This is a genomic window from Microvirga puerhi (assembly GCF_020089865.1).
GTDB classification, from domain to species: domain Bacteria; phylum Pseudomonadota; class Alphaproteobacteria; order Rhizobiales; family Beijerinckiaceae; genus Microvirga; species Microvirga puerhi.
Window position 1 is genome coordinate 230,469 of sequence record NZ_JAIRBM010000001.1, and the last position, 23,486, is coordinate 253,954.

Genomic DNA, 23,486 nt, shown 5'->3' on the forward strand with positions numbered 1-23,486 from the left:
CATGATCGGCTATGTCCTGAGACGGCTGTTGCACCTCATCCCCGTACTTCTGCTCGGTTCCGCCGCAGTATGGGCCATCATCTATGCGGTGCCTGGTGATCCGGTCTCGGTGCTCGTCGGTGAGAACGCGACGGCCGAGCAGATCGCTGCCGCTACGGCGAAGTACGGCCTCGATCGGCCGGCCCTCGTCCAATATGCCGACTGGCTCTGGCGCGCGCTGCATGGCGACCTCGGCACCTCGATTCATGCCAGCGAACCCGTTCTCAAGCTCATCCTCGAGCGGCTGCCAGCCACGTTTCAGCTTGCTTTTCTGGCGACCATCGTGGCGTTGGTGCTCGGCATCCCCGTTGCCATCGCAAGCGCGCTAAAACCGGGCTCCTGGGTCGACCGCATCCTGTCCCTCTGGAACGCATTGACTCTCGGCGTACCGACATTTTGGCTCGGTATCTTGCTCATCCTGTGGTTTTCGGTGGAGATGCGCTGGCTCCCATCGGCCTCGACCTACATTCCCTTGTGGGAGGATCCTGTAGCGGCGTTGCGTAGCCTGATCCTTCCGGCCGTGACACTTGGCGTCTATGTCTCTGGTGTCCTGGCACGGTTCCTACGCGCCTCGCTCGTCAATGAAATGCGTTCGGACTATGTCCGCACGGCTCGCTCAAAGGGCCTGTGGGAGTGGCAGGTGGTCGGTGTTCACATCCTGCGGAACGCTTTGCTGCCTTTCGTTACCATCGTTGGATTGATGATGGCGAATTTCATCGGCGGTGCCGTCGTCACCGAGGCGGTGTTCACCTATCCAGGGCTCGGCCGGTTGCTCATTCAGGCGATCAGTACACGCGATTATCCCCTGATCCAGGGGTGCATCATCGTGATCATGGTGATCTATATTCTCATCAACCTCTCAGTTGACGTGTTCTACGCTTATATCGACCCACGGATTGAGTATAAGTAGCTTACGTGCCTAGAGTGCCCTTCCGCGAAGTGGATCCGGTTCGCCGTCAAAAGTGCAGCCACCAAGAACGAGAGCTGACTCCACTGATGTGGAAACAGCTCAATTCTGACGTTCACTGAAATATGAAAGAGGGCAGGACCTCATGCGGGCCGGTAGCGGCAGGAGACGCCGTGACCTGGCGCGACTTCGTGCCAGGCAGGAGTGCTACTAACGGCGTGAATTTCTCCAAACGCGCAAGCACTGTCGGGATGACCAGCGGCAAGGGTCGCAGGTTCGGGTGGCGGCATCCTGAGGCGCTGGCGCTGCAGACTCGGATCCAATACTGGCGCCGAGTCGAATAGCATCTGCGTATACGGATGCGTTGGATTATCATAGACCTGCGATACGCTGCCCTTCTCGACGATCTCGCCGCGGTACATTACCGCGACCTTACGGCAGACCTCATGCACGATTGCGAGGTCATGGGCGATGAACAGATAGGAGAGTTTGAGTTTTTCCTGCAGGGAGTGCAACAGCGATACGATCTGTGCCTGGGTCCGCACGTCGAGTGCCGAGACCGGCTCATCGCAGACCACGAAATCCGGATTTACGGCGAGCGCGCGGGCGATGACGATGCGTTGGCGTTGGCCGCCGGAGAACTCGTGCGGATAGCGGTCCATGATTGCAGGATCCATGCTGACAAGTTCCAGCAACTCCGCGACGCGCTCCCGGTAACGCGCCGGTGTCACCGCTTGATGCACGATGAGCGGCTCGGTAAGGGTCTGAGCAATCGTCATGCGCGGATGCAGGCTCGAATAGGGATTCTGCAATACGAACTGCATATGGCGCCGCATCCGCCTTAGTTCATCGGCCCGCATGGCGGTGAGCTCACGTCCGTGCAACTTCACGGATCCACGCGAGATCTTCTGAAGCTGAAGGACGGCGCGCCCCGTCGTGGTCTTGCCGGAACCGGACTGGCCGACGAGGCCGAGGGTCTCGCCTCTTGCGATATCGAAGGTGACGCCATTGAGGGCCGTGAATGCGGGATGGCGACTGCGCGCGGGAAACGTAACGGTGAGATCCCGTACCTCGACCAGCGGCGAGTCATCGCCCGTTTGTGACGCTCCCATGATCATGGAGCCACTCCGTGCCGATCGAGACGAGGAACGGCGGCGAGGAGAGCGCGGGTGTAGTCATGGGTCGGCGCCCGGAAGATGTCGTCCACGGACGCTGCCTCGACAATCCTGCCGCCATACATGACGTTGACCCGTTCCACCATGCCGGCGACAACTCCGAAATCGTGCGTGATCAACATCAATGACATGCCACGTTCCTCCCTCAATCGCAGCAGCAGACGCAGGATCTGGGCCTGCACAGTGACATCGAGCGCCGTCGTCGGCTCATCGGCGATGAGAAGATCCGGATCGCAGGAGATCGCAATGGCAATGAGCACGCGTTGACGCATGCCACCCGAGAACTGATGGGGATAATCGTCCGCACGCTGGGCAGGGGCGGGAATGCCCACCTGATCGAGCAGCTCGACCGTACGCGCCCGCGCGGCGCGCCCAGACAGGCCCGTATGGCGCCGCAGGATGTCGTCGATCTGCGCTCCCACCGTTATGACCGGGTTGAGCGAGGTCATAGGATCCTGGAAGACCATGGCGATGCGACGCCCGCGAACGTCCCGCATGGCGGCCTCGCTCATCGGGAGCAGCTCCTGCCCATCAAAGTGCACCGATCCGCCGAGTTCGACCCGCGTACCTTCTGGCGCAAGACGCATGATGGCACGTGCCGTCACGCTCTTGCCACAGCCGGATTCACCGACAAAACCGACGGCTTCGCCGCGTGCGATATCGAACGACACGCCTTTGACTGCATCCACTATCTGCTTGCGGGAGACGATGCGGGCCGTCAGGTCCCGTACGCTCAGAATGGGGTCGCTCGCAGTCACCTTTCGCTCCCCACGTCGAGCACTTCTCGCAGCCCGTTGGCCAGGACGATGAAAGTGAGCGTTGCGAAGACGATCGCGGCGGCGGGGCCGACGACCGTAAGAGGGGCGAGTTCCATGAACTGACGTGCATCGGCCAGCATGCCGCCCCAGTTGGGATCTGGTGGCGGAGGGCCAAGTCCAAGGAAGGACAGCGCCGTGACGGTGAAGATGGTTTGCGCCAGCGTCAGGCTCGTTGCCACCACGATGGGTGAGACGACCATGGGAAGAACGTGACGCGTGACGATCCGCCACTCGCTCATCCCGATGCTTCGGGCTGCTTCCACGTGGTCCCACTTCTTGACGCTTAAGACCGGTCCGCGCACGACGCGTGACATGGCGGGCGTATAGACAATGGCGATCGTCAGGATGAGGTTGGGCACCGTCGGTCCGAGCGCGGCGACAACCGCGATGGCAAGGAGAAAGACGGGAAAGGCGAAGATCACGTCGAGAATGCGCATGATCACTTCGTCGACCCAGCCGCCGACATATCCGCTGAGGAGGCCGAGGACGAGCCCGGCGAGCAGTGCGAGCGAAACGGCCGTGAAGGTAATGAAGAGAGTCGTGCGCCCGCCGACAATGATGCGGCTCAACACATCGCGGCCGATCGCGTCGGTGCCGAGCCAGTGTTGCGAACTCGACCCTTCGAGCGACTGGGGCGAGGTGGCGGAAGGATCAAAGGGTGCGACAAGCGGCGCAAGGAGCGTGATCAGTACCAGGATGGTCAGCATGACAAGGCCGAGACCGAGCAGGAGACGGCCCGCTGTCGGCCGCAGACGGCGCCTAGGGGCTGGCTCCGCGCCGGCGAGGGAGAAGATCGCCGCATCGCTCATGCCTCGACCCTCGCATCTGCAGTCGCATAAGCGATGTCAGCCAATGTGTTGATGAAGACGACACAGGCCGCCGCGACCAGGACGATGGCCTGGATCACCGGATAGTCGCGGCTCGTGATGGAATCGAACAGATATTGCCCCATCCCAGGAATGGCGAAGATGGTCTCGATCACGATGCTGCCGCCGAGCAGAGTCGCCACCTGTAGCCCCGTAACGGTGATGATCGGCGTCAGGGCGTTTCTCATAAGGTAGTTCCAGAGAATGGTGCGCGGCAACAGGCCCTTGGCGCGAGCCACCATCACGAAATCCTGATTGGAGACTTCGAGCACCGCCGCGCGCGTGTTCTCGGAAATGGTGACCGAGATGGCAAGGGCGAGGGCGAAGGCAGGAAGGATCATGCCGGCAATGTTGCCGAGAGGATCCTCAAGGAAAGGCGTGTAGCTGAGCACCGCGAGTTCCGGAAAATAGAGCCCGACGAGGAGCACGATCAGCGTGCCGACGACGAAGTTGGGCACGGCCAGGATGAAGCCGTTGTAAAGCCGGACGATCCAGTCGGCCGCGCCGCGTAGCCGCGCAGAGACAAGACCGGTGCTGACGCCCATGACGAGCGCGATGAAAGCCGCGATCAACGCGAGTTCCAGGGTCACGAGGAAGCGAGGCCACAACTCGTGCAGAACCGGCTGATGCGTCACGAAGGACGTGCCGAAATCACCCTTAAGCACGGCGCCGAGCCATGAAAGGTACTGCTCGATAAGCGGCTGGTTCAGTCCGAGGTCCCGGCGCATGGCCTCCAGAACCTCGGGCTGCAACATCTGCGCTCCGGCTGCCGCGAGCACGAAGTCCCCCGGCAGCGCCCTCATGAGCATGAAAGAAACGAAGGAGACCCCGAGAAGGATCGCCGCCATCCACATCGATCGCACGAGTATGACGCGCTTCATCACGCCGCTCCGGCGCGCAAGGCTTCCATCGCCAAGACTTTTAGCCTTTCAACGACGTGTTTCGGACGAAGGAGCGGATGTTCGCTGCCAGCGGCACATAGCCTTCGACGTAGTTCCACCAGATCTCCCAGCGCAGAGGGTATTGGTAGACCTGGAGGACATAGGCCTGATCGGCGATGTGTTTCTGAATGGCGAGATTTTTTGCCGCGCGCTTCGTGTTGTCCGTCTCGGCGCGGGCTTCGGTCATCATCCGGTCGAGGCCCTCGTCGGTGATGCCCATCGCCTTGCCGAATTTGCTCTGGGAATTGAGGTATTGGAGGATCGCGTCCGAGTCCGGCGTCCAGGACAGAGCGACCGACAGCAGCGTCGCCCAGGTGCCCGAGCTCCACTGATTGAGGAGCGGTGCCGTTTCCATCGGCACGATCTTCACTTTGATGCCGGCCGCCTGCCATTGCTGTTGAAGAATCTGCGCGCACGCGACATCGAGAGGGTTGGCCGCAACAACGATGTAGTCGCCAAGATCGATACCATCCGGAAAGCCTGCTTCTGCGAGCAAAGCCTTCGCCGCGGCGGGATCGGGCTTATAGTATGGCATCTCGCCGACGCCGTCATAGCCGCCGACCTGGCTTTCGGGGATCATGGCCCCCACCTTGCCGGAGCCGCCGAGCACAGTCTGCAGGCAGGCCTGCCTGTCCGTCGCGAGGCTCAGCGCACGGCGTACCCTCACGTCGTTGAGGGGCGGGGCCTTCATATTGAGCCACACCGGGAACGTGCGGGAGGTCTGTCCGGGCGCGGAGATGAAGTCTTTCGAGGCGCGCGCCATGAGTGCCGCCACTTTCGGATCCTTCAGCCAGGTCATGTCGATGGTCTTGGACCGCAGAGCTGAAGAGAGTGTCGCCTGATCCTTGTAGAACTTGAACACGACCTTCTCGAGATTGGGCAGGCCATCCTCGAAATAGTGCGGGTTCCGGGCCAGCGTGAATTGCTGATTGGGCTGGTAGGATTCGAACACGAACGGGCCAGTGCCGACCGGCTTGGTGACCAGCTCCTCTACCTCCTTCGGAACGATGGCACCGTCCGGATTGCTCGCCAGGTAGCTCAGGAAGGCGGCGTCGCGGTTCTTCAGCGCGAAGCGCACGGTGAAAGGATCGACGATGGTGACGCTGTCGATGCTGGCATATTGTGTGCGCAGGCGGCTGGCCGTCGCCGGATCGAGGATGCGATCGAAGGTGTACTTGACGTCCTCGGCCGTGAAGTCCTTGCCGTTGTGGAATTTTACGCCCTGGCGGAGTTTGAAGACGTATGTCTTCTCGTCGGGCATGTCATAGGAGAGGGCGAGATCGGGCTCGACCTCCATCTTCGCGTTCCAGCGCAGAAGCCCGGAATAGAGAAGTGCCGTGAAATCGTTGGAAGAGAAGGCCGTCACGATCGTCGGATCGAGGCCGATCGGGTCGGCGTCGGCGCCGATGCGCAGCGTGCCGCCAGCTTTCGATGCGCCCGCGGCGCCAGCCGCCATGGCAAGGCCGGGCGGACAGGCCAGCAGGATGCTTCCTGTCAACCAGAGGCGCAGCAGATGCCGGCGGTCGAGCGCGAGCGCTTCATCCGGCAGGGTCGGAAAATCCTGATCGTTCTTCACACGAGCTCCCCTTCATTCGCTTTGCTGCGCATCCTGTCGGCGGGAAGCCGGCACGATGCCCACTTCGACTGGCTCGGACCGCCGTCTCTACCGCGTGTCCGCCGATGGTCGTTTCTCGCGCATCCCTGAGCGGGCTTGAGGCGTGAAACCCTCTGTTGTTTCATTCTATATGGTAGAATGAGATTCTTTTTCTGTTGTCTGAGAGATTAGGTTCAAAAAACTGGCGTCGTCAATGCGCCCGGAGTTGTATCGACTTTTGGATTTGAATTTTTCAACCTCATGGTCGATCAGCGTTCAATATTGTGGTACTGAACGTGGCAATGTTGCGAACCATGCATCGGGAGGGAAGCGTGCTTTCCGGACAGGCTGATGAGAATGCTGCCGCGCAGGGCGCGGTCGGAGAAGCCCGCATCCAGTCGATTGCGCGCGCGAAGGCGCTGCTCGATGTGATGGCGGATGGTGGCTGGGTGTCGCTGAGAGATCTTGCGGTGCGCACGGGGCTTGCCAAGACCACGGCTTTCAATCTCGTCAAGGCGCTGGTCGATACCGGGCTTGCCGAGCGGAACGTGCAGGCCGGCGCCTATCGTCTCAGTCTGCAGCATCTCATCTATGGGCGCGCGGTCGAGCGGAGGCTCGATGTCAGCGCGGTGGCGCGTCCCCATCTCATTGCTGTGTGCACGTCGACGCGCGAGACCGTCAATCTTGCGCTGCCGGGCCCGGCCGATGCGGTCATCGTCGACAGTCTCGAAGGCAGCCATACCTTACGCGTGTCGTCCTATTCGGGCACGCGCGCGCCCTATCATTCGACCGCGTGCGGCCGCGCGCTGCTGGCTTGGCAGACGGAGAGCTTCCGCAAGTTCATCTATGGCCGCAGCGCACTCACCCCGTCGACGCGGCACACCATCACCGATCCGGAAAAGCTCGAGGAGGTGCTGGAAAGGTGCCGCCGCGACGGCTGGACCGTCGAGATGGAGGAGAACGAATTGGGGAGCGCCTGTATCGCTGCTCCCATCTTCGGAGCCTCCGGCGAGGCGGTTGCGGCGGTCAGCATTGCGGGGCCGGCGGCGCGCTTCGATCCTGCGACGATCACCCATTACGGCGAGGTGCTGCTGACCCATCTGCCGCGCGTCACCGCAGACCTGATCGGTCAAACAGAGACTTAGGGCAGCCTCGCGGCGGGGATGTACGACGCCTATCTTGCAGGGCGAACGCCGCACCACGATGCCGCGAACAGGGCAATCGTCTTCGTCACGCGCCGCAACGAGAGAAGCGAGACCCGCTCGTCGATGGCGTGGATGTTCTCCGCGATCGGCCCGTAAACCAGCGACGGGATGCCTGCGTGAACGGCATAGACGGCGGCATCCAGATAGCATGCCATGACATAGGCTTCTAACGGCGCATTGTCCGGTTCATGAATGCTGGCGTGAGCTTCGGCAAGGACGGCTTCGGCTTCCGACCCGGGCGTGAGGGTATAGCCCGCATGCATGACGCCGACCCACTCCACGATGGGCGCGGGGCAGCGCTGCACCAGGGCATCCTCGGCGGCAACCGATGCGACGAAGGCCTCGAATTCTTTGACGCGGTCTTGCGGATCGTCGCCGGGGTAGAAGCCTATGCGACCCTCGAAACGGCAGGACGAGGGAACCGAGGCGATCCACTCGCCGCCGTTGATCGTGCCGATCGTCAGAGCCGCGGGATTGTCCACCTCATCGAAGAACGGCTTCGTCGCCCGCTCCGCGTTCCAGCGTGTCTCGAGCTCACGCAAGCGCGCGATGAGCCGCATCGCCGCTTCAAGGGCGCTGGCGCCGCTGCTGACCTCGCGCGGATGCGCAGGAGTGCCGTGGATCGTGATGGCGAACTTGATCACGCCGGAATTGGCCCGAACGAGCTTCTCGTCGGTCGGCTCCGGGATCAGCACCGCGTCAGCCACATGTCCGGAAGCCAGCGCCATCGCGGCGCCATTGCCGGTGATCTCCTCCTCCACGACCGACTGGATCTGAACGGGGGCCGTCAGTTCGAGCCCTGCGGCCCTGATGGCATCGAGGGCGAAGATCGCGGCGGAGAGACCCGCCTTCATGTCTCCGGAGCCGCGACCATACAGCCACTCGCCGTGCCGCGTCGGCGTGAAGGGCGGATCCTGCCAGCGTTGGGGATCACCCGTGGGGACGATATCCACATGGGCGTTCAGGATGAGGGAGCGGCCCTGCGTGGCAACGGGTTTGTGATCCGCGAGGACATTCCAGGTTTTGTCGTAACTGATGGTCGCCGGGGAAAAGGCCGGATGACGTCCAAACAGGGTCGGATCGATCGACTGGCGGCTGACGTCATATCCGCGCTCCAGAAGCGCCGCTTCGACGAATTCCTGAACCTCGGCTTCCTGTCCCCGCAGCGAGGCGCAGCGGACGAGGTCCGACAAAAACCCGATTTGGCGTTCGAAAGCGGCATCGACGGCGGCCAGAATGCGATCTCGCTCGGCCTCGGACAGGGGGCTCGTCGGCGGGAATGCCGTGTTTGAAACTGCAGTCGTCAATGCGAGTACCTTTGGATGGGAAAGCTGGGTCCTGATCGACACCCGGGCCTTATGATTTGCAGGAGTTCAGCATACCGGGCCCGGCCGGTCTACCCACCGTGCCCCATGGTGTCTCGACGAACGCAAACAGAGCTGGTTCCGCGGGCGTCGAACCAGCTCCTTTCTTCGGCGAACGAGGTTCACGTCGCCGGAAAACGCTCTAATCGCGGAAGAAGGCCTGTACTTCCTCGATCGTGATCTTGCCGTCCTTGTTGGCATCGATGCGGTCGAAGATGCGCTTGTGGATGGCCGTCACCTCATCGAAGGAGAGGGCGCCGTCGCCATTCGTGTCGGCAATCGCGAACATGATCTTCATCATCGGCGCGGGCGGGCCCATCATGCCCTGATCCATCATGCCTCGGCCCATCATGCTGGGATGCATCATGATCATCGTGCCGGGTTGCGTTCCCGTACCCTGGGTCGTCATACCCGGCGCCGTTGTCGCGGCGGGGGGCGATGTCTGTGCGGCGGCCATCGTCGGCAGGCCGGCGATGACAAGGGCAGCGAAGGCGGCATAGCGCAATGCGATCGATGTCATAGGATTCTCCTTGCCTTCGAGGTTCTGGGGCGACCGGCGGCGCGGCGCGGATGGGCACGAACCGCCAGGCCGCTCATCAGCGGCACGCAAAGAGCGCGGTCACGGGCAGGTCTTCAGGGCTGGAGAACGCGGGAGCGCCATGACGGGCCGGATTGTGGCCGAGCCAGGCGCAGGACAGCTCCAAACGAGCCCTGCGCTGCCGTGAGCCTCACCCATGTCCCTCCTGTTGGAAGGTGTCCCTCCTGTTGGAGGGGCAGCGCATTATACGCCGCGCGGGCTTTGCTCCGAAGGATCTTCGGGAGGTGCGACTCCATGCTGCCCGGGCGGGCGCTGGACAACACACAGACACCGTGGCTTTGAGCCGACCCTTCCCCATGCTAAGCCTCGAAGCGGAGACGGGCCTTACCCGGCTCCGGGGCGTGAGAACCCCTCCTACAGCGGCGCAAGCATCCGCCGCTAATGATGCCTTCCCTACCGTTATGGTCGGGGAGGTATTGGCGCATGTCCAAGGCGAAAGCCTAAAGGCCAATGCGGTCGTCTGTAGGCGGCTTCTCAACTCCCCGACCACCAGGGCTCCTGGTGGTCGTTCACACGATGAGGGGAGTGCCCGATGACCGAAACCGCCAAATCGCCGAACGGCGCCGACCGCCGCATCGGCGAGCGCATCCGCCTGCAACGTCTCGCCCGCGACATGAGCCAGCAGGCCCTCGCGGAAGCCTTAGGGATCACCTTCCAGCAGATCCAGAAATACGAGCGCGGCACCAACCGGGTCAGCGCCAGCCGCCTGCAGGAGATCGCCCGGGTGCTGCAGGTGCCGGTGATGTTCTTCTTCGACGAGAAGCCATCGGGGCAGGGTGCCACATTCCCCATGCCCGACAGCCCGCAGAGCCAATCGCTGCTACGCGCCTATCAGGCCATCAGCGATCCCGGCTTGCAGAAACAGGCGGTGGCCCTCGTGCAGACGCTTGCGGCGGTGAAGAAGTGAGGACACGGCCATGGACCAGCCCTACAGTCTCGCGGCCGATTGGCTCTCGAAATTTCACACCGCGCCGGAACTCATCCAGGCGCTCTGGATCATCGCGATCCCGGTGACGGTGCTCGGCCTCGCCTGGATCGTCATGCGCGGCCTGCGCGAAATCGTTCTCGCTGCGCGCGGGGAGGGGCGGGCGCGCCCATGGCCGCCGGCAAGGACACGATACCCGGATGGAGACGGCCTCCCCATCCTCACCCCTCCACCGTCATCCCCGATCTTAAGCCGGGGCTCCACGCCTTTCCTTCGGAACGAAGACATGCGTCGCGGATAAAGCAGGCTTCTGCACCGTCAGGCCGGACCTGATCCGGGCATCCAAAGCCTCTCCGCTGCCACCCACAACCTCCCCACCGTCATCCCCGCGAAGGCGGGGATCCATACCCGCATCGCACCGAGGAGCACCGCAACATGCGCCTGCCCTCTTCTCCACCGTTGATGGTTATGGATCCCGGGCTCGCACTCCACTCGCCCCGGCTCCCACGCCGTCATGGCCGGGCTCGTCCCGGCCATCCACGCCTTTCTTCAGCGCCGGTAGGCAGGACGTGGATGCCCGGATCAAGTCCGGGCATGACGGTGGGGCGACTGAACACACCCTTTGACAAAATTAGAGGCAGGTGTGAACGCCTGACTTCACGATATCCTGCCATTCGGGGCCAAGCGCCTGCCGTGCATCAAGAGCGTTCTCAGCGCCAGGCTCGCCATTGCGGAACATCACAACGCCGAGCGAGCGATCATGGCTCCCGCTGACGATAGTCGGCCCCGGTACGTAAGTCGTTGTGGCGTTATAGGTGCCGAAGCTGCGATTGTACGTGGCAGTGCCAGAGGTCTGGAAGTGCCCAGGCATCTGCGAGACGGAGACGTTGTTCTGCGATTGTCCGCCAGTGATGATGTAGCGGTCGTATCCAGCCCGGATCGTTTCGACGGCCGCACTCTTCTGTGCGACTTTAGCGGCTCCCATAGCTCCGCAGGCGGGAGCCGCTCCCGCGTCGATGATCATTGTGTTTGCAGATGTCCTTGTGGCCTGTGCACCGGCGCAGGCGGATAGGGCTCCCGCAAGCGGAAGCAGGATAAGAAGTTGTTTCATGGCAGTCCCCCAGCGATTTTACGCTAGGGAACGTTTAGCCGCCGTCCGATCGAAGTCGAGTTATCCTTAGGGTGGACGGCAGAAGGGAATGGCACCTTTCACGGTGAGTAAAATCGACAAAATCGAACGTGGCGGAACTTATACCCGTGTCCATTTCGGCCCTTTATCGACGAGCCAATCGAGCGCATTCTTGAAGGAGCCTGGAATGCCATGCGCATATTCGGGACAGGCAATCACCAACCCATCCGCATCCGCCACCTGCTGCCGCAGTTGCGCGACAATCTCCGGCAACGCGCTCATCTCGACGTCATAGTTGAAATGGGGCAGGGCGCCGATGTTTTCGTAGAGCTTGATGGTGACGCTTTCTGGCGCGAGCTTTTGCAGGGTGCGCAGGGCTATGGTGTTGAACGAGCCCGCGCGCAGGCTGCCGGAAAGGGCGAGGAGGTGCATATGGATGGGATGGGCCGTCTACTCATTGCAGGATCCAGCGGGGGCAATTGTTTGGAATCACTATTCGGCCCCCTTGGACTTGATCTCTGGTTGCTAGGAACTCCGGATTAGATATTATAGAGCGTTTATATCAATTATATTATTATTCCCGTCTAATACATCGATCTCATTTTCATTTAACGCCGCTTTTACCTTGTCTTTACCAAAAGACGACGCAAATATTTCATAATCCTGTAAATCTATTGCACCCCAATTCACGTCGTTGCTAAAATATAAATCAAAATTTGTGTATATCATCATATCTCTCAAGAGACTGAAGGTAGTGGTGCTGGCTTTGTTGGATTCGTACCATCTTATGAAATCATCTGTAGCCATTGCTTCAAGTTGTCCTATGTTTTTTACCCCAAAATCAGCCAATTCCTTCAATATATCGTCGTCTAGATCTTTGTATTCGATATTAATATATGTATGTTGTAATAGTTCTTTAATGAATTTTGAAATAGATATTGAATTGATTTCTACTTCGGAGAGTTGATTAAGGGATTTATTGTTTAGTTGAACGGTATATTCATCAATTTCTTGAGCTATCGAGTCGAATGCACTATCCACGATTTCTAGCATTCCGGCGTATAAATTTAGCTTCCGTTGAATGCCGGTTGGAAGCCCAGTTTGGAATTTGAATGAGCGATCATGCGCCAGTTCAGCCCAAGCATGTTGCAGTACCGTCCTGACCTGAATTTCAAACTTGAGATCTCCTAATGAGACATACTCAGGAAGCTGTGAGCGAGCCTCTCCTAGAGAGCATACAAAATGGGCAGACCTATATCCAATTCGATCAGAGCCCAAGACTGTAGATCTGTCTAGGCTGTTTTCCTCATCAACTGAAAATAGCTCTCTAATAGCGCTTGTGACTTCTAGAACTTGACTCTCAAGATAAGTTATTACTCTAATGCCAGAGAGATCGGTCATTTGCGATTTTGGATTGCTGTATTTCTTCCTTTTTATCTTTTCGAGGGCTGAATCAAGGGTTTTTACTCTTCCATTGATGTCCAGATATTCAATCTGCCTCTCTCTTAAGATGTTTTCCAGGAGTGATTTGACTGCGACGGTTAACCTAGTATGGCGAGGCAGGATCTCTATTAGCCAATGCCTATTCGATGTTTGGTTCATAGACATCCTACCTAGCTATTAGGCGCTGGCCCCTCGATTTGAGGCGGTACAAGAGCTGAGATCGCGAGCTGCGCAACCGAAATTGGAAGTTCGCCCTTCGAAACCTTGTTTTTCAAGTAGCTACTAAATTTTCCACCTTCGATATATGTGTCTTGAAGCCATTCTCGGTAATGCCCGAGCGACGCTAGAGGGTAACACCAGGACTCTTGCGGGTTAGATTTCGACTGCGGATGGTTATCAGGATAGCAATGGGGATATTTACACCTGTCGCCGTATATAAGTTCGAGACTGCTATCTACCCAATATTTTGACCAGTGCTGCCCGATAGAAATATCTACTACGAACTTATCGCCTATCTCGGCGCCTGCCTGAATTAGCTCATAGATAATTGTGTGAGCTTCGTTAAAGACGTGAAAGAATCCTTTTGGTGCAGATTGATAGTTGAGAGCAATGCGCTCATGCCAGCTCTTGAACCGACTTGAGTTGCGGCCTGTTGGATCGTATCCAACCTGGCTGTAAATCATTTCACGCAGCTTGGATCCAGCAAGCAGTCGGTAATTGTCTCTGGCCTGTGGTTGGCAGTTCGTCCCCGCGTCAAATGCGTAGTATTCTAAAATGGCGAGACATACGTCAGCGGGATAGCAATAATGAACTCGGCCCGCGTGCTTAATCTCAATATGTGCAGTGGCAGCAGAAAAGTTGGATTTGGCAAGAATGTTCTTAATTGCTGTAATGCGAGGCTTCTGCTCTCGCTCATTCCATTGAGAGCTTATCGTCCCGATATGCGCATTTTCCACTCCGCATAATGCAGCTAGACCTCTTTGATTTAGATATGGTGTGCCATCGGAGAGCACCCCCATTCCGATACCACCGATATCTTTCTCAATCTCTAGATCGAGATTTCCTTGCTTAGGGTCAGCGGCTTTCGAAGCGGCACTTTGTGCTAAGATATTAATCTTATTTGTCTGCAGACTCACTATCTGCGTGTTTTTTGTATTGCTGTCGCTCATGTGACGACTCCTGAGGCCAGGTAACTTACGGCTTTGCACATTGGAAGTTTTGCCGAAGTCGGTAACTGCAATTTTTGGTTTGGCTTTGGATAAAGAAAAACCCCGGAAACGATGCGCTTCCGGGGCTCTTTATTTTAGGAACATCCGGTGGTTGATCCACACGTGTCACACTTCAAACACGTCCCGTTCCGCACGAGCGTAAAATTCGCGCATTCGGGGCAGGCCTCACCCACATAGCCTTTCATCTTGGCTTCCGCACGCCGATCGGCGAGGGAGGGGGCGGTGAAGCCGAGTTTGGTGAGGTCGGCTTCGCCTACTTTTTCCTCGGCCTTCGTCGCGGGCTCTTCCTTCAGCGCGGTGGCACCCATGGTGAGGCCCGTGGTGCCGGTGCGCTGGCCGCCGCCGATGGAGCCGTTGGCACCGCCGGGGATCAGCATCAGACGGTCCGAATTGCCGCGCACAAAGCCCTTGGAGATGTAGGGCGTGGCGGGCGCGGGTTCCGGCGCCTTCGACTGGGCTTCGCCCGAGCCGATGGTGGTGGGGCCGGCCTCCGACGGGTCCACATGGGCGAGGTCGTTGCGGCCGATATAGGAGATGGCGAGTTCGCGGAACACGTAGTCGAGGATCGAGGTCGAGCTCTTGATCCGCTCGTTGCCCTGCACGAAGCCGGCCGGCTCGAAGCGCGTGAAGGTGAAGGCCTCCACGTATTCCTCCAGCGGCACGCCATATTGCAGGCCGAGCGAGATCGCGATGGCGAAGTTGTTCATCATCGCCCGGAAGGCCGCGCCTTCCTTGTGCATGTCGATGAAGATCTCGCCCAGGCGTCCGTCGTCGTATTCGCCGGTGCGCAGGTACACCTTGTGTCCGCCGACGACGGCCTTCTGGGTGTAGCCCTTGCGGCGGTCGGGCATCTTCTCACGCTCGTGCACCTTCACGATGCGCTCGACCACCTTCTCGACGATCTTCTCCGAGAGGTTCGCGGCTTTTGCCGCGGCGGGGAGGGCGGTGAGGGCCTCGGCAGCGTCCTCCGCATCCTCGTCCTCGTCGGCGATGAGCGCGGCGTTGAGGGGCTGCGAGAGCTTGGAGCCGTCGCGGTAGAGGGCGTTGGCCTTCAGCGCCAGCTTCCACGAGAGCATGTAGGCGTTCTTGCAGTCCTCGACCGTCGCATCGTTCGGCATGTTGATGGTCTTGGAGATCGCGCCCGAGATGAAGGGCTGCGCCGCCGCCATCATGCGGATGTGGCTGTCGACCGAGAGATAGCGCTTGCCGATCTTGCCGCAGGGATTGGCGCAATCGAAGACCGGATAATGCTCGACCTTCAGGTGCGGCGCGCCCTCGAGGGTCATCGCGCCGCAGATGTGGATGTTCGCCGCCTCGACATCGGCCTTCGAGAAGCCGAGGAAGGACAGGAGGTCGAAGGACGGATCGTTGAGCTTTTCCGCCGGCACTTTCAGCGTGCCGGTGAGGAAATCCTCGCCGAGCGTCCAGCGGTTGAACACGAACTTGATGTCGAAAGCCGATTTCAGGCCCTTCTCGACCGCGTCGATCTTCTCATCCGTGAAGCCCTTGGCGGCGAGCGAGCCCGGGTTGATGGCGGGCGCCTGCTTCATGGAGCCGTGGCCGACCGCATAGGCCTCGATCTCGGCGATTTCCGACTCGCGATAGCCGAGAGCGCGCAGCGCATCCGGCACGGCCCGATTGATGATCTTGAAGTAGCCGCCGCCGGCGAGCTTCTTGAACTTCACGAGGGCGAAGTCGGGCTCGATGCCGGTGGTGTCGCAATCCATCACGAGGCCGATCGTGCCGGTCGGCGCGATGACGGTGGCCTGCGCGTTGCGGTAGCCGTTCTTCTCGCCGAGTTCGAGGGCCTGATCCCAGGCGCGCTTGGCGTGGGCGATCAGGCTTTGATCCGGGCAGGAGGCGGCATCGAGCGGCACGGGATTGACGCTCAGGCCTTCATAGCCTTCGGCCAGCCCATGCGCCGCGCGGCGATGGTTGCGGATGACGCGCAGCATGTGCTTCGCGTTCTTGTTGTATTGCGGGAACGGCCCAAGCTCGCCCGCGATCTCGGCGGAGGTCGCATAGGACACGCCGGTCATGATCGCGGTGAGAGCACCGCCGAGCGCGCGGCCGGCATCGGAATCGTAGGGCAGGCCCATGGTCATGAGCAGGCCGCCGATATTGGCGTAGCCGAGGCCGAGCGTGCGGTACTCATAAGAAAGTTCCGCGATCTCCCGCGACGGGAACTGCGCCATCATCACCGAGATTTCGAGCACCACCGTCCAGAGGCGGCAGGCATGCTCGAAGGCGTCCGCATCGACGGTCTTCGTGTCGCGGTTATAGAACTGCAGTAGATTCGCGGAGGCGAGATTGCAGGCCGTGTCGTCCAGGAACATGTATTCCGAGCACGGATTGGACGCGCGGATGCGGCCGCCTGCCGGGCAGGTGTGCCAGTCGTTCATGGTGGTGTTGAAGTGCAGCCCCGGATCGGCGGAGGCCCAGGCGGCGTAGCCGATCTGCTCCCACAGGTCGCGGGCTTTGAGGGTCTTCAGCACCTTGCCGTCCTTGCGGGCGGTGAGCTTCCACTCGCCGTCCTTCTCGACGGTGCGCAGGAAGTCGTCGGTGATCGAGACGGAGTTGTTGGAGTTCTGGCCCGAGACCGTGAGATAGGCTTCCGAATCCCAGTCCGTGTCGTAGACGGGGAAGTCGATCTCCGTGTAGCCCTGGCGCGCGAACTGGATGACGCGCTTGATGTAGTTGTCCGGGATCTGCACCCGGCGGGCCATCTTGATTTCCTTCTTCAGAGCCGGGTTCTTCTCCGGATCGAAGCAGGAATCGCCCTCGGCCTCGCAGTTCACGCAGGCCTTCATGATCGCCTTGAGGTGCTTGGCGGCGAGCTTGGAGCCGGTGACGAGAGCGGCGACCTTCTGCTCCTCCTTCACCTTCCAGTCGATATAGGCCTCGATATCCGGGTGATCGACATCGACCACCACCATCTTGGCGGCGCGGCGGGTGGTGCCGCCCGACTTGATGGCGCCGGCGGCGCGGTCGCCGATCTTCAGGAACGACATCAGGCCGGAGGAGCGGCCGCCGCCGGAGAGCTTCTCGCCCTCGCCGCGCAGCTTCGAGAAGTTGGAGCCGGTGCCCGAGCCGTATTTGAACAGGCGCGCCTCGCGGACCCACAGATCCATGATGCCGCCCTCGTTGACCAGATCGTCCTCGACGCCCTGGATGAAGCAGGCATGCGGTTGCGGATGCTCATAGGCCGTCTTGGACTTCGTCAGCTTGCCGGTCTTGTAATCCACATAGAAATGGCCCTGGCTCGGCCCGTCGATGCCGTAGGCCCAGTGCAGGCCGGTGTTGAACCATTGCGGCGAGTTCGGCGCCACCATCTGGTTGGCGAGCATGTAGCGCAGCTCGTCGAAGAAGGCCTGGGCATCTTCCTCGGACGAGAAATAGCCGCCCTTCCAGCCCCAATAGGTCCAGCAGCCGGCGAGGCGGTCGAAGACCTGCTTGGAGGAAATCTCGGAGCCATAGCGGCTCTCCTCGGGCAGCCCGGCCAGAGCCGCCTCGTCGGGCACGGAGCGCCACAGCCAGGACGGAACGTCGTTCTCCTCGACGCGCTTCAGGCGCGCGGGCACGCCGGCCTTGCGGAAATACTTCTGCGCCAGGACGTCGGACGCCACCTGGCTCCAGGTCTCCGGCACTTCGATATTGTCGAGCTTGAACACGACCGAGCCGTCCGGATTGCGGATCTCGCTCGTGGCGAGCCGGAAGGCGAGGGAGGAATAAGGTGACTGCCCAGTTGTCGTATAACGCCGCTCGATCCGCATCGGTCTGATCCTTCGGTTCGGAGACAAAAAGCCTCCGGGCTGCGTAACTTGTCCGCAGCAATTGCCCCACGAAAATTTTTTGACGCCCCCACGGTCCGCTTTGTCGAACCGCCACGCAGCACGCCCGAGCCACGCCTCCTTCGGACACCACAGGCCACGCGGCAAACGATTCGCCACGCGGCTCTGACGCTGACTCTTGGGAGATTCCAACCCCTCTTTTCAGGGGGGCTGCCGGTCTCAGATCGGCACTCCGGCAAGCTAGTCATCTTGATAGCCCTGCGTCAAGAACTTGTAGCGACGGCCGTTGTTCCAACTACATATAGTGGGCAAATGTTAAAAATGTGGAAAAGTCACTAACCCTCGGAGAATCCTTTCAGAATCCCGGGGCTTCCATCTGAACAGGCAAACTTAGCCTCCTCAATTAGTCGTCTACGAAGCCATCCGATCGGTGTGATGTTGCACCATTTGCTGTACCCTGGGGCGAGCAGGAATTTTGAGGCTCGGGAGGACGCGACGCAGCTCAAACGCCGGTAAACCAAGGAAAGAACTCTCAAGGTCCCGAAAGCCGAATCGAAGGGCGCGAAAGTCGCCCGATGCGAATCGGCAACCGAGCTCCACGAATCGCAGGGTAGGGATGACCCCGCAGATTAATTTCCCAGCAAGACTAGTTGCGAATGAATTTATGAAATAAAATAACATTTTATCAAGTGAGTCGTCGAGGAAACGCCGTGTCTATTCCAGTGCAGAACAACACCTATGCCCTCCTGTCGGGCCATTACTGGTCCTCCTCTGTTCTCGGCTACTTCTTCGCCGATTCCACGAACGATTATCGGTACACCGATTCCTTCATGGACGGCTTTCAGCCCGTGGGAGGGGAGGTTCAGCAAGCGGTCCGCAATATCCTTCAGGGGCCCACGTCCCTTCAGTCCTCCGGCGACTACATGACACTAACCTCAGCCAGTGCTGTCGCAAATCTCACATTCTATTCGACGGGAAATAGCCTCTCCGACATTGCGATCGGGCAGTCGTCGTTGCTGGAAAGGCCGATGGCCTATTATCCGGATCCGACCTGGTCCGATGTGCGTGCCGGAGACGTTTGGCTAAGCGGTGATATCATTAGCGCACAACTCGGAAGTTTCGGATATCACTCTACTCTGCATGAGCTGGGGCATGCGCTCGGATTAAAGCACGGTCACGAGCAGGGCGACACGCATAACCCCTTCGTCCTGAGTGCCGATCGCGACTCGATCGAATTCTCGGTCATGACCTATCACACCTATATTGGCGATATGAAGGAAGGTTTCGGCGATGCGGTCGGACCACAAACCTTCATGATGTACGACATCGCGGCACTTCAATATCTCTACGGGGCCAATTTCAATACGAACAACACGGACACCGTCTACAAGTGGACGCCGGAAAGGCAGACTTTTGTCAACGGTGTGGAGGTCGGCTACGACTATCATATCTTCGAGACGATCTGGGACGGCGGTGGCATCGACACCTACGATTTCAGCAGCTTTGATCAGGACATGACGATTGATCTTAATCCTGGAGCGTGGTCCGTCGTTTCCACGAGCCAGCTCGCGCCACTTGGTGACGGTCATCTAGCACGTGGCAACGTTTTCAACGCTCTGCAGTATAACGGTGATCCGCGTTCTCTGATCGAGAATGCCATCGGCGCCATTGGCAACGACAAGATATCAGGCAACGTGGCCGACAATCGGCTGGACGGTTCTTATGGCAACGACACGCTTTTTGGCGGCGATGGCAACGACAGCCTCAACGGCGGTGACGGCAACGACTCGCTAATCGGCGGGAGCGGCAACGATGCGATCTATGGTGGAGCCGGCGACGACATCGTCTATGGCGGCGCGGGTGCGGACAGTCTTAACGGTGGTGCTGGCCGCAACACTCTGAGTTATTTGGATGCGCAGGGTGGTGTGACGGTGAAGCTGTGGGCGAACAGCGTCTCGGGTGATATCGCGCAAGGCGACGTCATCTCCGGCTTCGAGAACGTCAGCGGCGGCGCCGGCGGCGATTGGCTCGAAGGCGATGCCAACGACAACATCCTCGATGGCGGTGCCGGTGGTGACCTGTTGCTCGGCCTTGGCGGCAACGACCTGCTGTTCGGCCGAGAGGGTAACGACACGCTGATCGCCGATTGGGGCACCGATATCCTGGAAGGCGGCTCGGGGTCGGATCTGTTTGCGATCTGGGCGACGACGCAACATGCTGTCCTCAACGACTTCAAGCACGGGGAAGATCACATCCAGCTCTCGACGAACCTGTTTGCCGGCTTTGCAGCCTTGAGGGCAGCGGCGGTGCAGCAAGGCGACGATGTGCTGATCAGCCGGACCGGCTTGGACATCCTCCTTAAGCACGTCCAGCTCTCCACCCTCACGGCTTCCGACTTCCAGTTCGTGTAGGCCATAAACGAATTGCCGGCTGTAATCACAGGAGCCGAGGTCCTCCAGGGCCTCGGCTCGATGCGGTTGGGCGAACACGTGGGCTCAGCCAGCATGAAGCTCGGGAGCTTGGGCTTTTCCCGGTAAAGATTGGACCTGTCCGTTTCCGCTCGTCCGCTGCAACCAATGAGAGGGCGGATCTCATTAGGTCATCTCTTGCGTGCATTTAGGAATAATGTAACAGAATCGCCGTGGGGCGCTCGCGGAGCTACAAAGTTACCGCAAAGGGGGGGGCGATCTCCATTCGTCAAGCAGAATAGGAGATAGAAATGGCGGTCAATCTCGAATGGGAATTGGAAATGCTGGAGGCCATGGTCCTGGGAGGGGCCTTGCCGTCGGACGTTCTCTCAATCGGATTTGTGGGGGTCGATTCGAGCAGCATTGGCTCGGGAGGCGGCGGCTCTGCCGGCAGCGGTGACGATGAGGAATTGACCGATGAGGAGTTCCACCAACTTTTTACCGTTACGACCACAAACCTGTGGGCGAGCATTTACAGCATGCTCGACGCAATGATGGTTCCAGAGCTCCCCGAGGGGCAGTGGGATCCAAGCCCTGATGGAAGCGTCGTCGATTTCATCCCTGAGGGTATTATCGCCGAAGATGGGACCGAACTCCTCATCTTCCCCAACGGGGAGAGCTACCTCATTTATCCGGACGGCACTAGGTACTTCCTTAGATACGATGGCACTCTCTGGAGGCCATTGTTCGACGGAAATAACAATCCCATTCCTGGACAATTTGAGCAGGTCTTGCCGGAGCCTTTACCTTGGTACCTGACACCGGAAGGCGCCCCTCGGTTATCGAATGACGGCCTTCCTGCACCTCTGGATCCTGTACCGCCGGTCATCACGCCTAATCATGACATCATCAGGATCAAGATCGAGACTGAGGCCGGCTCTCTGACCATCGTCGTACCGTGGCTGGTGCTCGGAACATCGGGCAATGACGTCCTGACGGGAAGCGGCATCCTCAATGGCGGTTCTGGGGACGATGTTCTGAAGGGCGGTTCTGGTGCGGACGTTCTGATCGGTGGCGCCGGGTTCGACATTGCATCGTATGAGAATGCAGCCTCTGGCGTGTCGGCGGAGCTCGCGTTCAGCGGCAGCGACGATGGCGATAGCTTCGACAGCATCGAAGGCTTGAGCGGTTCGGCCTATGCGGATCATCTGATCGGCGATGCCGGCCACAACATCCTGATCGGGAATGGTGGCAACGACAGCATCGAAGGCTGGGCTGGCAATGACAGCCTGCAAGGCGGGGCTGGCAACGATTGGGTCGTCGGCGACGAAGGCAACGATCATGTCGAAGGCGGCGACGGCAACGATGTGGTCCGCGGCGATGACGGCGACGATTTCGTTCAGGGCGATGCCGGCGACGATTACGTCTGGGGCGGATCGGGCGCCGACACGCTCTCAGGGGGCGCCGGCAATGATGTCGTGGGTGGCGATGACGGCAACGATGTGCTGAATGGGGACGACGGCGACGATCAGCTTCTGGGCGGGGCGGGCGACGATCTGCTCCAAGGTGGCGCCGGCAACGATCAGCTTGCGGGCGGCGACGGCAATGATGTGCTCGCTGGTGGCGCAGGCGACGATACGCTTTCGGGTGGGCTTGGCGTGAACAGCCTGGATGGTGGCGATGGCAACGATCTGTTCCAGGGCGGGGCCGGCACGGACGCTTTCCACGGCGGGGCAGGCAGTGATCTGATCTCCTACGAGAGCGCGGCAGCCGGGATCGTCGCGAGCCTGGCGAGCGGCGGCACCGGCGGCGATGCAACCGGCGACACCTATGACGGCATCGAGGGCCTGCACGGTTCGCACTTCGCGGATCAGCTCACCGGCGACATCTATGCCAATACCCTGATCGGCGATCTCGGAGCCGACACCTTGTCGGGCGGTGACGGCAACGATCAGCTCATCGGCGGGGCAGGCGACGATCTTCTGATCGGCGGTACAGGGGCCGATACGGTCGATGGTGGCGACGGCTTCGACATCGCCTCCTTTGCAGAAGAAGGCTCCTCGATCAGTGGGGTGATCGTCAATCTGGCAACCGGTACGGCCTGGGGCGACACGTTCGTGAGCATTGAGGGGGTGATCGGCTCGATCGGTGCCGACCAACTCACCGGTGACGAGGCGAACAACTTCTTGGCGGGCGGTGACGGCAAGGATTATCTGGCTGGTAATGGCGGGGCCGACACCTTGCAGGGTGGCGCTGGCGACGACCGGCTCGACGGTGGCGCGGGAGTGGATGCGTTCGATGGTGGCGCCGGGATCGATACGGTGCTGTATTCAAGCGCCAAGAGCGCTGTAGTGGCGAGTTTGGCGTCGCCTTACATGAACACCGGTGACGCGGCCGGCGACAGCTATACAGGGATCGAGAATCTGACGGGCTCGTCCTATGCCGACCAGCTCAGCGGCGACAACGGTGCCAATGTGCTCGACGGTGCGGGTGGCAACGACCTTCTGTCGGGTGGCAACGGAGCGGACACGCTCATGGGTGGGTCCGGCTACGGAGCCGACACGCTCTCTGGCGGAGCGGGCAGCGATATGCTGACCGGTGGTCTCGGGGCGGACGTGTTCGTGTTCAGCGCAGCACTGAGCGCTGCGAGCAATGTGGACCTGATCCAGGACTTCGAGGTGGGAGTAGACAGGATCCAGCTGTCGGGCTCGATCTTCAAGGGGCTGGCGACCGGAACTCTGACTGCGGCGGCGTTCAAGCTCGGGAGTGTAGCCACGAGCGTCGATCAGCGTATCCTGTACAACAAGACGACGGGCGAGCTTTACTATGATGCGGACGGCTCGGGAGCGACGGCGGCGATCAAGTTTGCCACTGTGACGGCCGGTACTGCGCTGAGCGCCGACGCCTTCCAGGTGCTTGCCGCTGGCGCCGGCATCGGCCTGTAAGTCATCCGCTGTCACCGCATGAAGTCTTGAAGCCCAACAGCATGCAAAATGAAGGCGCAGCTCATGCTGCGCCTTTATCGTCAGTCAGGGACTCCCGTTCGTTGGGCGG

The 23,486-nt window shown here is 60.1% G+C and carries 18 protein-coding genes; 6 read left to right on the plus strand and 12 right to left on the minus strand.

Features of this window, described 5'->3' with window-relative positions:
- The first annotated feature begins 1 nt into the window (after window position 1).
- Window positions 2-949, plus strand: a complete 948-nt coding sequence (locus K9B37_RS01075; RefSeq protein WP_224310946.1) for an ABC transporter permease — start codon at window positions 2-4, stop codon at window positions 947-949.
- Between the two features lie 140 nt (window positions 950-1,089).
- Here K9B37_RS01075 and K9B37_RS01080 read toward each other — a convergent pair whose 3' ends face one another.
- The 5 genes from K9B37_RS01080 to K9B37_RS01100 are packed head-to-tail and all read right to left on the minus strand — an operon-like array spanning window position 1,090 to window position 6,322.
- A complete protein-coding gene (locus K9B37_RS01080) occupies window positions 1,090-2,064 on the minus strand; it encodes an oligopeptide/dipeptide ABC transporter ATP-binding protein (protein ID WP_224310947.1) in 975 nt (324 codons plus the stop codon).
- Window positions 2,061-2,879: an ABC transporter ATP-binding protein gene (locus K9B37_RS01085; RefSeq protein WP_224310948.1), complete on the minus strand. Its 819-nt coding sequence runs from the start codon at window positions 2,877-2,879 to the stop codon at window positions 2,061-2,063. The genes K9B37_RS01080 and K9B37_RS01085 overlap by 4 nt, the downstream gene beginning before the upstream one ends.
- Window positions 2,876-3,748: an ABC transporter permease gene (locus K9B37_RS01090; protein WP_224310949.1), complete on the minus strand. Its 873-nt coding sequence runs from the start codon at window positions 3,746-3,748 to the stop codon at window positions 2,876-2,878. The genes K9B37_RS01085 and K9B37_RS01090 overlap by 4 nt, the downstream gene beginning before the upstream one ends.
- Entirely contained in the window at window positions 3,745-4,686 is a 942-nt protein-coding gene (locus K9B37_RS01095; protein WP_224310950.1) for an ABC transporter permease, read from the minus strand. Before K9B37_RS01095 ends, K9B37_RS01090 begins: the two co-directional genes overlap by 4 nt.
- Window positions 4,687-4,726: 40 nt before the next feature.
- Window positions 4,727-6,322, minus strand: a complete 1,596-nt coding sequence (locus K9B37_RS01100; RefSeq protein ID WP_224310951.1) for an ABC transporter substrate-binding protein — start codon at window positions 6,320-6,322, stop codon at window positions 4,727-4,729.
- Between the two features lie 350 nt (window positions 6,323-6,672).
- Here K9B37_RS01100 and K9B37_RS01105 point away from each other — a divergent pair, with 350 nt between their 5' ends.
- On the plus strand, window positions 6,673-7,485 hold the full coding sequence (locus tag K9B37_RS01105; protein ID WP_224310952.1) for an IclR family transcriptional regulator: 813 nt from the start codon (window positions 6,673-6,675) through the stop codon (window positions 7,483-7,485).
- Window positions 7,486-7,514: 29 nt separating this feature from the next.
- Here K9B37_RS01105 and K9B37_RS01110 read toward each other — a convergent pair whose 3' ends face one another.
- Together K9B37_RS01110 and K9B37_RS01115 are read right to left on the minus strand one after the other, a co-directional pair.
- Window positions 7,515-8,894 (minus strand): ArgE/DapE family deacylase, encoded by a 1,380-nt coding sequence (locus tag K9B37_RS01110; RefSeq protein WP_224310953.1) that lies wholly within the window; start codon window positions 8,892-8,894, stop codon window positions 7,515-7,517.
- A gap of 157 nt (window positions 8,895-9,051) precedes the next feature.
- Window positions 9,052-9,429, minus strand: coding sequence for an EF-hand domain-containing protein (locus K9B37_RS01115; RefSeq protein WP_224310954.1), 378 nt, complete (start codon window positions 9,427-9,429; stop codon window positions 9,052-9,054).
- Between the two features lie 610 nt (window positions 9,430-10,039).
- On the opposite strand from K9B37_RS01115, the gene K9B37_RS01120 reads away from it, so the two are divergent.
- A complete protein-coding gene (locus K9B37_RS01120; protein WP_224310955.1) occupies window positions 10,040-10,414 on the plus strand; it encodes a helix-turn-helix domain-containing protein in 375 nt (124 codons plus the stop codon).
- Between the two features lie 10 nt (window positions 10,415-10,424).
- A complete protein-coding gene (locus K9B37_RS01125) occupies window positions 10,425-10,733 on the plus strand; it encodes a hypothetical protein (RefSeq protein WP_224310956.1) in 309 nt (102 codons plus the stop codon).
- A gap of 330 nt (window positions 10,734-11,063) precedes the next feature.
- On the opposite strand, the gene K9B37_RS01130 is transcribed toward K9B37_RS01125, so the two are convergent.
- The 5 genes from K9B37_RS01130 to K9B37_RS01150 form a co-directional block, all read right to left on the minus strand.
- Window positions 11,064-11,543, minus strand: coding sequence for a hypothetical protein (locus K9B37_RS01130; RefSeq protein WP_224310957.1), 480 nt, complete (start codon window positions 11,541-11,543; stop codon window positions 11,064-11,066).
- Between the two features lie 138 nt (window positions 11,544-11,681).
- Window positions 11,682-11,993, minus strand: coding sequence for an NADPH-dependent FMN reductase (locus K9B37_RS01135; protein WP_224310958.1), 312 nt, complete (start codon window positions 11,991-11,993; stop codon window positions 11,682-11,684).
- A 114-nt stretch (window positions 11,994-12,107) separates the two neighbouring features.
- Entirely contained in the window at window positions 12,108-13,163 is a 1,056-nt protein-coding gene (locus K9B37_RS01140) for a GTP pyrophosphokinase (RefSeq protein ID WP_224310959.1), read from the minus strand.
- Between the two features lie 11 nt (window positions 13,164-13,174).
- A complete protein-coding gene (locus K9B37_RS01145) occupies window positions 13,175-14,173 on the minus strand; it encodes a BstA C-terminal domain-containing protein (RefSeq protein ID WP_224310960.1) in 999 nt (332 codons plus the stop codon).
- 134 nt (window positions 14,174-14,307) lie between these two features.
- A complete protein-coding gene (locus K9B37_RS01150; protein ID WP_224310961.1) occupies window positions 14,308-18,006 on the minus strand; it encodes a vitamin B12-dependent ribonucleotide reductase in 3,699 nt (1,232 codons plus the stop codon).
- A gap of 728 nt (window positions 18,007-18,734) precedes the next feature.
- On the opposite strand from K9B37_RS01150, the gene K9B37_RS24830 reads away from it, so the two are divergent.
- Window positions 18,735-20,435: a M10 family metallopeptidase C-terminal domain-containing protein gene (locus K9B37_RS24830; protein ID WP_224310962.1), complete on the plus strand. Its 1,701-nt coding sequence runs from the start codon at window positions 18,735-18,737 to the stop codon at window positions 20,433-20,435.
- A gap of 308 nt (window positions 20,436-20,743) precedes the next feature.
- Complete coding sequence (locus K9B37_RS24750) at window positions 20,744-23,377, plus strand: calcium-binding protein (RefSeq protein ID WP_305072117.1); 2,634 nt, start codon at window positions 20,744-20,746, stop codon at window positions 23,375-23,377.
- Window positions 23,378-23,486 lie beyond the last annotated feature (109 nt).

Bases quoted from the DNA above. Each gene is read 5' to 3' on its own strand.
- K9B37_RS01125 (WP_224310956.1), top strand. From the start codon at position 10,425: ATGGACCAGCCCTACAGTCTCGCGGCCGATTGGCTCTCGAAATTTCAC.
- K9B37_RS01130 (WP_224310957.1), bottom strand. From the start codon at position 11,543: ATGAAACAACTTCTTATCCTGCTTCCGCTTGCGGGAGCCCTATCCGCC.
- K9B37_RS01075 (WP_224310946.1), top strand. From the start codon at position 2: ATGATCGGCTATGTCCTGAGACGGCTGTTGCACCTCATCCCCGTACTT.
- K9B37_RS01080 (WP_224310947.1), bottom strand. From the start codon at position 2,064: ATGATCATGGGAGCGTCACAAACGGGCGATGACTCGCCGCTGGTCGAG.
- K9B37_RS01140 (WP_224310959.1), bottom strand. From the start codon at position 13,163: ATGAACCAAACATCGAATAGGCATTGGCTAATAGAGATCCTGCCTCGC.
- K9B37_RS01135 (WP_224310958.1), bottom strand. From the start codon at position 11,993: ATGCACCTCCTCGCCCTTTCCGGCAGCCTGCGCGCGGGCTCGTTCAAC.
- K9B37_RS01150 (WP_224310961.1), bottom strand. From the start codon at position 18,006: ATGCGGATCGAGCGGCGTTATACGACAACTGGGCAGTCACCTTATTCC.
- K9B37_RS01145 (WP_224310960.1), bottom strand. From the start codon at position 14,173: ATGAGCGACAGCAATACAAAAAACACGCAGATAGTGAGTCTGCAGACA.
- K9B37_RS24750 (WP_305072117.1), top strand. From the start codon at position 20,744: ATGGCGGTCAATCTCGAATGGGAATTGGAAATGCTGGAGGCCATGGTC.
- K9B37_RS01115 (WP_224310954.1), bottom strand. From the start codon at position 9,429: ATGACATCGATCGCATTGCGCTATGCCGCCTTCGCTGCCCTTGTCATC.
- K9B37_RS01120 (WP_224310955.1), top strand. From the start codon at position 10,040: ATGACCGAAACCGCCAAATCGCCGAACGGCGCCGACCGCCGCATCGGC.
- K9B37_RS01090 (WP_224310949.1), bottom strand. From the start codon at position 3,748: ATGAGCGATGCGGCGATCTTCTCCCTCGCCGGCGCGGAGCCAGCCCCT.
- K9B37_RS01095 (WP_224310950.1), bottom strand. From the start codon at position 4,686: ATGAAGCGCGTCATACTCGTGCGATCGATGTGGATGGCGGCGATCCTT.